This window comes from Exilibacterium tricleocarpae (genome assembly GCF_007004655.1).
Taxonomy (GTDB): domain Bacteria; phylum Pseudomonadota; class Gammaproteobacteria; order Pseudomonadales; family Cellvibrionaceae; genus Exilibacterium; species Exilibacterium tricleocarpae.
In genome coordinates, this window is sequence record NZ_ML660126.1 from 1 (window position 1) to 10,216 (window position 10,216).

Genomic DNA, 10,216 nt, shown 5'->3' on the forward strand with positions numbered 1-10,216 from the left:
TGAAAAATCATACTCTTTTTTCATGACTCTTCACCTCGATAGTGGCGCTGTTCATTTTTGGTAGCTTTGCGTGCTGAAATGATGCGTAAGACTTCATTATCATCTCCACGCTCACAATGAACTACAATTAGAATACGGGAAAGGTTGCTCATACCAAGCAGGATGAACCTTTCTTCTTCGTTTGGAGTTTCATCATAGAATTGGACGGCGAGATCATCGTAGAACGCAGACTTAGCCTCCTCAAATGAAACACCATGCTTCTTGAGGTTGGACTTTGCCTTAGCTTGATCCCATTCGAATTTAACCATATGTACATTGTATGTACATCCCAAAAGATGTCAAGAGCCTTAACGTCGCCAACACCAGTGGCGAATTGCTTGCTGTTTTTCAAGCAAGCAATTTGACATCTGCGTGCTTGGCCTTGTTAGGCTGGGCGGCCATAGGTCATACTCCGTTTCTTTAGCTGCTTTTTCATTTTCTTGATGCCGGCAGCACGCCCTTTGTTTGCAGATAATGCTTCAAGGCGTGAGATGCCTTGCTCAAGATCATGCTTTAGCCGTACTTGCTCTTTAGCTGATTCTTCCCGGCCCCGCCACAGTCTCTGCCTCTCGCTCTCTCTCAGTTTTATCCATGCCTTGATATTTCGTTTTGGGGGCACAGGAATTTGATAGCCGATATTATGACAAGGCTTATTGCACTTGGCGCAGTTTACTTCTTTATCGTAAGGCCGTGGTCTTCTATAAGCTTCTCTACAGTCGAAGCACAGCCATGAATCATTACTCATATCTTTGTGAGCCTAACAGCTAATTATAAAGACTAAGGCTTTATAACACTTTGGCCTTATAACACGAGAAGCTAATTTCATTGATTTGACTTAGAGCCCCATGCCACAAGGGTTTCAGAGGAATTCGGTATTTTTGTTCTCTGACTAAACAAGTCACTGGCCAACTGCGTCCCCAATTCCATCTGGCCCGTTGAATATAACTGATGTGGTTGGTAAATCAATAGCTTAGGGAGCATTATCATGTGTTATAAAGCCATAGGTTTCTGAAAAAGGTGACATATCACCGATGTCTGCTCCTAGGCGATTTCTGCCCTACACTAAAGGCCCTCAAATAAAAGATTCTCTCGAAACCCAATGTCTCCTTTGAGAGACCTCCGGCCTTTAAAAAGAATCTCGCACCAACTTCTGCTTCGGCTCACCTCCTGCCTAATAGGATTCTATCATGTGACCGGCAGTTCTTCGATGGACACCGGCCACTGGGGTCAGACCTGGCCGGACAGTGTCTGTCAGATCAGATGTCATATATTACAATTGATGTTGAAAAGCAATATGGAACAAGCTGCGTTTTTCTGTCAAATCAGATTTTGGCGGCACTAATTTTATGGAGTCTGTGTTTGAGGGAATTACCAAGGCACAGTTCAAAGTCATTGAAAATTTATTTCTTTTACGATGGGTTGAGAGACGCCTGCAACTTAGCGGCTTATAGCTTGAGAAATTTCTGGAACTCAGAATAACACTGTGCGATGCCTGCAACTACGCGACTTAAGTCTATATCGCTGAGCTAGCTCAACGCAAAAGAATTTGATCAAATACTAGGTTGCAGGCGTCCCTCAGTAAGCCTTTCTCCGTCACCTTTTACGGTGTTCAAGCAGATCAGGATATGTACCGTTCAGCCATATGTGAAGCCCAGTCCAAAGTTGCTCTGCGTGGTTGATACACTCGGCTACCGTATTGTCAGCGATCAGATCACCGGAATAGTCGGCAACATTACGTTGCTTGCGCAGTGCATCAAGTACGATCATTAATTGCCTGTCCAACCCCATCGTTTTGGGCAATGACTGGATCATTGTTTGGTGGTGACCTGGTTTACTTGTGAGAGTTCTGTAACCACTGGCTTGAAGAGCAGCATTAGCCATCTGCATAATGGCTTTGTAAGCGGCATCAAAACGGTTTTCGTTGCTAATAACCTAAATCTTTGCATCTTCAATGTTGCGTCTAGCGGCTTCTATTAGCCGCTCGATTGTAAGCGGGTCAGGTTCGACACGCTCCAGGCTCGTCCCGAGCAGATTATCCAAGGTCATTAATATCTCCTATTACCTTGATGACAGGCTTTTTCAGTACTTCGCGAATAAACGCTGAATTTTCTTTTCTGGCGGTTTGCCATTCCCTGACGCTGTAGAGTTTGGGGTTAATTTCCCGGCCCAATACATCTTGTGCTGGATGGAGCGCTTTCACCGTATCTGAGAAGCCCGCGTCACCCACAATCAGTAAATCGATATCGCTATTGCTGGCGGCTTTACCGCTGGCAATGGAGCCAAAAACCATGGCGACATCAATGCTAGTTTTCAGAGGCGCCAAAGCATCTGCCAGCACATCTGCCACGCCAGAAGTTTTGCGCAGAATACTGGTGAGCTCCTCAAAAATCAAACAGTCACGATTGGCTTGGTAGCTTACCTGATTGCCCCGGCTGGTTTTTTTAACACCTCAGCATCGGCCAATTTACTTAACTCTTTGTGCAGAGTGCCGGGAACAGTCCCGGTAAGCCGTGCGATTTCTCTGACATGATAGGCTTGATCAGGCCGCAGCAGTAGCAAACATAATACGCGCCTTCGGTACTCTTTGAATAATATGTTGGTTAAGGGGGAACAGGGGACACTGATAACTTAACAACTTTAAGGGGGAACAGGGGACACTGATAACTTAACAACTTAACCAAAGAATAAAGGAGCTCTCGGCAGGTAAAGGATATACCGAGGTTAGGAAAGCTCCATATAGCAGGTGGATATTACCATGTATTCGGACGCGGCTTAGAGCGTCGTCACATCTTCCAACAGGATGTCGATAAAGGACGAGTTGGGTTAAGTTGTTAAGTTATCAGTGTCCCCTAGCCCAAAGGACGAGTTGGGTTAAGTTGTTAAGTTATCAGTGTCCCCTAGCCCACGCGCCCTGAGCCGTTTGAGGCAAAAGTACTGCAAAGCCTGGTTGCCGATGTATTGCTCGAGCGGGAGCAGGTGGAGTCGATAAGCCAATATGGGCTGGAGCATCTAACTGTCAATGTCCTTTCTGTCAAGCGCACACTTGTCGAAAAATGTCTCTCCCGGTTGACTTGATATGAATCATATAGGTGGCATTATAGTCGTAGCGCGCCATTGCACTCGTGGCATCGGGCTATTAGGATGAAGCCCCAGGGGTTGATGGATGCGATGGAGCGAGTAACCCGAGCTTTGGAATGTGGTTTTGTCAAAGAACGGCCTGGGCCTGCACCAATAATAAATGCCCGTGATAGTCAGTTAACAGACTGTTGACTGTTACAAGCGTTTTTCCTGTTTTGTTTATTGCTCCGTTGCCCCGGTGCCTGCCGCTATTTGCTGGCTGAATTGTGCGTTTCTGTGGGGAGGGATGTATGTCGCTGCGCCGTTTTTGGATTGGGGTTGTTGCAGGGTTGGGTTTATGGGCCGGGGCGGCCGCTTACGCCGATGAGTTTAGCCCGGTTAACTACGATGTCTATTTCGGCGATATAAACGGGGACGGCTGTGATGACTTCTATCTCAAAGCCAAACCCCTGCTGGTGCTATTGCATGGGGATATTGTTACGCCAATCGAAACGCCCCCGAATGTCGCCAGCCTGCAGGTTCTGCGCGGCGAAAATGGTTACGGTTACTGTCTCGATACCTATAGCATCAGTGTCAATGAAACCCTGGATACCACGGGCCTGTTGCTGGGCGCCTACAACTACTTTACCGGCGACTTTAACGGTGACGGCTACACCGATGCATTGCTGCAAGCCCCCAGCAGCAACGGTTACAACAGCCTGACGTTGGCCGGCAACGCCGCCGGACAGGTGCCCAGTGTATTACAGATATTTTCCAACGATCTCGGCTCACCGGAGATCGGTGCCGATCAGGTGGCCATTACCGTCAGGGATCACAATAACGACGGTCGCGACGATATCATTTTGCGCCAGGCAGGGTATAACGACCTGGCATTGCTGGCCACCGCCGGCGGCCCTCAAAATGGCTTTTTGCTGACGGGTCAGGAGATATACCCCACCCAACAAGACAGTTCCACTGTGGTAGGCGCCATCGCGGCGCAGCACGAAGTCGGTATCGATGGCAGCGCTAATTACAGTATACCCATCTATGCGCCGCCCGGTATCGGTGGTCTGCAGCCGTCCCTGGCGCTCGCCTATAACAGCAATGCCGGCAACGGCATGGCCGGTGTTGGGTTCGATATCAGTGGCCTGTCGGCTATTCATCGATGCGCCACTACGCTTGAGCGCGATACATTTTTGGATGGGGTTGATTTTGACAACAACGATCAATTCTGTCTGGATGGCCAGCGGCTGGTAGCGGTCAATGGGGTTTATGGTGCGGATGGGACTGAGTACCGCCTTGAACATGATCCTAATACCCGGATTTTTTCCTATGGGTCTGAAGGCACGGCGATGGACATTCAGGGTTTGTTCCCAACGATCGCACACAATCCGCAGAGGTTTACGGTATGGAGCCAGGCTGGGCAGATTGTCGAGTATGGCCACAACAATCAATCACGCAGTACTAAAGTCATTAGTTTTCGTTCATGCCCTACGGGATTTCTCCCGTTTGGCGAAAAGTGCAGAAGGTTTATCCGCTTTGATCCTCAACTTAATCCATATTACGAATATGCCGACCTAATCTACACACCGGAAAACCGCACCTACGAATGGGCGACTAGTAAAATCGAAGACCGTTTCGGCAATAAAATGGTCTTTAGCTACTACGACGATGACGCCAACGGTGAACACTTTATCACACGCATTGACTACAGTCATGATAACGGGGGCTCTGCACAACATTCCCTTCGGTTTACTTACCAGGCTCGCCCGGACCAGTCCTCGGGCTTTTTTGCCGGCTCGACCACCAGGCAGACTAAAAGGCTGGTTGGTATAAGCAGCTATGTAGCCAGTAGAGAAGTCCGCAGCCTCAACTTGAAGTACGGCCGCGATGGTATGAATAGCATCACCGGAGATTCCCGTCTCCAGAGTGTGCAGGAGTGCGCCGATTCCCAGTGCACGCCGGCGACATTGTTCAGTTGGGACATCGGCGAACCAGGTTTTGCCGCCGGCTCAGTCAATACCGGTAATACCAACCAGGGATGGGATAACACTTTGCTGGTTATGGATGTCAACGGTGATGGGCGCGACGATCTGGTGCATCCCCACGGCAGTTGGCGGATTATGCTGAGCAATGGTCGCACGATGGAATCCGATGTTGTTTCTGTGCCCCATACCGGGCAGGCTTATGCTCAGGTCATCCGTTACAATAATGACAACAAAGACGATATCCTTTATCCCGGTAGCGATGGCAACTGGCACGTTTACATCGCTAAAACCACCGCCTCCAGCCAACATGTTTTTACGCATAATCCTCTCACCGGACAGCCACTACCAAACCCGGTGACCGTCACCATCCCCGGAGGTGTGGGATTCGACAGTGTTTCCACGGGAATACCTGCTACGGGTTATGCGTCTGCAAAGCTACTGGATATTAACGGCGATGGCCGGATGGATTTATTCTATCGCAAAGACGGGTATAACTATATAAGACTTATGACAGACAGCGGTTTTGGCCCGGAGCGATCTTCCGGCGTTGAGGTCGTTAATCTTGACTTGCTGATACCGATGGATATCAATGGCGATGGATTGACCGACCTTCTACAGAGACAGACGTCTTCCAGTGGGAAGTGGACCATATGGTTGTCGAGAGGAGATAATGGGTTCCAAACCGCCTTCCGTACCCCCACTACCACCAGCTTCTCAACATCGGGTCACACCAATTCCCCCCGCCTTATAGACTTTAACGCCGATGGTCTCACCGATGTCCTGCTTACCTACAATAATCGCTGGTATGTCATGTTGAACACCGGCGGCAATTTCCAGCCACCTTTTGAAGCGGCTGTCGCCGGTAGCAGTTGGCGTGAGGCGCTCACCCACGATTACAATGGCGATGGCCGCACGGATATTCTCTACCGCCACGCCGACGCGACCTGGCATGTCTATGTGTCGGACGGTTATCAGTTCAAGGATTACAGCACCGGCATTCCCGCCACCGGCTATCAGTATCGGCCACAGTTACTGGACATTACCGGTAACGGCATGCAGGACCTGATGTATGTATCGGGCAGCACCTGGCACACCCGCTTGCGCAAAGGCAAGCGACCGGACTACCTGACCGAAGTGCGCAACGGCATGGGTGTGGTGACTCGTTTTGACTACACGGTGATGACCGACACCACCATCCAGGATTTCTACGATCCTGGTCCCGAGGTGGATTATCCGCTGCGCAATATCAACAATGCTTCTTATCTGGTATCGAAAGTAGAGCAGAGCGATGGCGCCGGTGGCTTTAATAGTTCCAGCTATTACTACAAACAAATGCTCGTGCATATGCGCGGCTTGGGCAGTCTCGGCTTTAAAGAGGTGAAGGCCGTCAGCAACGATACCGGTATAGAGACCGTTTCAACGTTTAGTCACGATTATGCGAACCAGAAGCAAGGCGCTTTGGAGCAAATCACCACCACAGCATCCAATGCGACGGTATTGAGCGACACGGTAAACGAATGGCAGGTAAACACCATCGGCACCGGTGACGGCCGCCATTATCAGCGCCAACTCACAAAGACCACGGTCACCAAGCGCGATTTAAACGGCGCCTTCCTGCACAAGGAGATTAACGATTACAGCAACTATGACGATTACAATAATGTCAGAAACATCAACAGCAGGATTTACGACGACAGTAATACGCTGTTGCGCACTACGACTACTGAAAGTACCTACAGCAACAACGAAACGACCTGGTTGCTGGGCCTGCTGACGTCGACCACCAAGACGGTAAACGTGCCCGGTAAGCCTCTCATCAAACGCAAGTCATCATTTGACTATGATACGACGACAGGTCGAAAAACGGCAGATAAGGTTCTCCGCCCGCAAGCCGCCGGCGAACCCGAAATTGTTTTGCACGAAATCCAGTACGGGAAGGATGAGTCCGGCGCAGTACAGGTCGACAACTTTGGTCGCAACCTCGCAGTGACTGTCACCGGACCGGATTTCAGTTCACGCACTAACAGCCTGGCCTACGATGCATCCGGCCGGTATGTGGCCACGCAAACCAATGCGGCCAACCACGCTTCCAGCGCGACTTACTACCCGGATACCCATATCAATGCGGGCCTATTGCAGGTATCCACCGATGCCAACGGCCTGACGACCCGCTTTACCTATGATAAATTCGGACGCCGCAAAACGGCGACGGCCTTGGCCGATACGGCCAATGCTGTTACCACCACCACGGAGTTTGTCTGGTGTAATTCGAGTAACCCCGATTGTCCCAGCGTGGGCAGTGGGCAAGCTCAGACCGCGGAGTATTATATCCGCACCCGGTCGACAGATGGCAGCGAGTCGATGGTGTATATCGACAAGCTGGGCCGCGAGGTCCGCAAAGCCGCTCGCAGCTTGGACGGCAGTTGGGCTTATATCGATTACGAGTTCGATGCCCGGGGCCGCAATGTCCGGGTCAGCGAACCCTATTTCAAAGGCGGTTCGCCGCTGTGGAACGCTGTTGACCTCTACGACGATCTCGACCGTCCGCTGAAAAGCACCGACGCCAACAATCGCACTGATGAAGTAGAATTCAACGGATTGGTAGTAACCGCCAAAAACAATGTGTTGGATAATGCGCAACTGTTGACAACGGGCCAACAAAAGATCGAGTGGCGCAATCCCTTGGGGCATGTGATCAAAGTTGTAGACAACGACAACCAGGCCATTGAATACACCTACGATGCAGTGGGTAATGTGACCACCGTTGATGTGCTGGCGGCCACCCCGGCGGACATTACCCAGGGCATGGCCAACCCTGCGCAGTACACTAACACCACCATCACCTACGATGTGCTGGGCCGCAAGGAAACACTGGACGATCCCGATAAGGGTTTGTGGCGGTATTATTACAATGGCCTCGGGCAGTTGATCGCGCAGCGCAATGCGCGGGGAGAGGTCACCTGCACGGCCTACGATAAGTTGGGCCGACCGGTCAAACGTATCGACAATTACCAGGGGGGCTTGCCGGCACAGGTTGGTGACAACGCCCAAGCTCACCAGCAGTGCGCCGGGGATGCCGCCAACCCCGAGACGGCCACCTGGACATACGACACCGCCACCGGCGCGGGTAAAGGCCAGCTTCACCGGGTCTCTGGAAGCCAGGGTTATGAGGAAGTTTTCCTCTACGATAGTTTCAGCCGCAATACCCGGCTGACCAAAACCGTCAACGGCAGCAGTTACGTTGTGGATACGGCCTACGACAACCGCAACCGGGTGGAGAGCGTCAAGTACCCGGGCGCCAGCAATCGGTTGGAAATCAAACATATATACAATAACTTTGGCTTCCTCACAGCCGTGCGAAACGCGGCCAATGACGCGAATTACTATACCGTGGATGCCATGGACGCCCGCGGCAATATCGTGGGCGAGACATTTGGCAACAATGTGGAAACCTTGAAAAGTTACCAAAACGCCACCGGTTATCTGACCAGTATTAAATCCCAGACAGCGTTAGGCAACGGGGATATTCAAGACCTGGCCTTCAATTTCGATAAGATTGGCAATCTGGTGTATCGTCAGGACTCGCGTGAGGGACTTCGGGAAGACTCCCGCTACGATGCGCTTAACCGTCTGGTCAATGTCGAAACAGATATGGATGTTAGCGACCCGCTGATTGCCAAGACCACCACAGCGGTCACCTACGATACGCTGGGCAATATCCGCAGCAAAACCGGTGTGGGCACTTATAAATATGGGCGCCAGTGTGGGATCGCCTATGGTCCCCACGCGGTCTGTGAAATCAGCGGCAGCAAAAACGCCGTGTATAGCTACGATGCCAACGGCAATATGACCGGTGGTGACGGCCGCAGTATCAGCTACACCTACTTCGACAAACCGGCGCAGATTATCAAGGGTACGACCACCACCGCGATCAGTTATGGTCCCGATCGCAGCCGTTACTTCCGCCGGGATACGGTGGCCGGTAAGGTCACGGACTATACCTATATTGGCGGCTTGTACGAAAAGGTTGATTTCAAAGACAACGGCGCCACGATCAATAAGACAGAAGAGCGCCACTACATTGGTGGTTTTGCCGTGGTCACGATCGAAAACCGCGACGCGGCGAGTGCCGGCAGTCGTGTGACCCGTTATCTGCACAAGGATCATCTCGGCTCGGTCACGACTATTACCGACGAGTCCGGCCTGATCGCTGAGGAGTTCAGTTTTGATCCCTGGGGTAAACGGCGGGCGCCGAGCCTGGCGCAGTTGGAGAGTCTGTTGGGGAGCTGGGAAACATTGACGACGGCCCAGCGGCGCAACCAGACGATCGATGCGGTGCTGCTGGGTTCGGCGGTGACCCACAGAGGCTTTACCGGCCATGAACAGATGGACCCGGTGGGGCTGATTCATATGAACGGGCGGGTTTATGATGCGGAGATTGGGCGATTTCTGAGTGCCGATCCATTTGTGCGGGATATCACCAATCTGCAGGCGTTGAATCGGTACAGTTATGTAGAAAATAACCCCTTGAGTTATACTGATCCGTCCGGGTATTTTCTGAAGAAATTGTTCAAGAAAATTGCCAACGTTGTGCGAGACGTCGTACGGGAGTGGCGGAGATTTCTAAAAAGGGTGGTGCGGGCCCAAGGGCGGTTGTTTGGGCGGATACCGGGTCCGATACGGGATGTGTTGGTTGCGGTGGCGTGTGGTGGTCAACCGCTGTGTTACGCGGCGATGCAGGCCCGTATCTCGATGAGTGTGGCTTATGCGAATGGCGGTACGATCAAACAGTCGCTTAAGGCGGGTGCGGTTGCGTTTGTGAGTTCATACCATGAGGCTACGCGGATTGGTATACCGAGCAAGTGGGGGGATGTGACCGGTAAAAAGTTGGCGTTTGATGCGACGGTGAAGGCGGTTGGGGGTGATAGTCGCGGGGCGGATGATACGGAGCCGAATCCGAGTTCGTTTGATCGGGTTTTGGGGTGGGTGTTGAAGGCGGCTACGGAGAAGGCTGAGGCGGTTGAAGAGGGTGCACAAAAGGGGCAAGCTGCTCTTGATCTAATTAGTAAGCACAAAAATACAATCATAAGTGCTGCTCGTGCTAGGGGAGTAAATCCACAGCATGTGGCTAG

General features: G+C 51.5%; 4 protein-coding genes. 1 reads left to right on the forward strand and 3 read right to left on the reverse strand.

Annotated features, from left to right (window positions below):
- Positions 1 to 20 precede the first annotated feature (20 nt).
- From FKG94_RS28085 to FKG94_RS28100, 3 genes are all read right to left on the reverse strand, one after another.
- A complete protein-coding gene (locus tag FKG94_RS28085) occupies positions 21 to 308 on the reverse strand; it encodes a BrnT family toxin (RefSeq protein ID WP_142930276.1) in 288 nt (95 codons plus the stop codon).
- Positions 309 to 424: 116 nt separating this feature from the next.
- Entirely contained in the window at positions 425 to 784 is a 360-nt protein-coding gene (locus FKG94_RS28090; protein ID WP_142930277.1) for a hypothetical protein, read from the reverse strand.
- A gap of 1,287 nt (positions 785 to 2,071) precedes the next feature.
- Positions 2,072 to 2,431: a nucleotidyltransferase domain-containing protein gene (locus FKG94_RS28100; RefSeq protein WP_218943672.1), complete on the reverse strand. Its 360-nt coding sequence runs from the start codon at positions 2,429 to 2,431 to the stop codon at positions 2,072 to 2,074.
- Positions 2,432 to 3,407: 976 nt separating this feature from the next.
- Here FKG94_RS28100 and FKG94_RS28105 point away from each other — a divergent pair.
- The coding region (locus tag FKG94_RS28105) for an FG-GAP-like repeat-containing protein (RefSeq protein ID WP_142930278.1) at positions 3,408 to 10,216 on the forward strand (6,809 nt) is incomplete at its 3' end.

What these genes read in the sequence shown, in the direction of transcription:
- FKG94_RS28085 (WP_142930276.1), bottom strand. Translation starts at nt 308, where the DNA reads ATGGTTAAATTCGAATGGGATCAAGCTAAGGCAAAGTCCAACCTCAAG.
- FKG94_RS28090 (WP_142930277.1), bottom strand. Translation starts at nt 784, where the DNA reads ATGAGTAATGATTCATGGCTGTGCTTCGACTGTAGAGAAGCTTATAGA.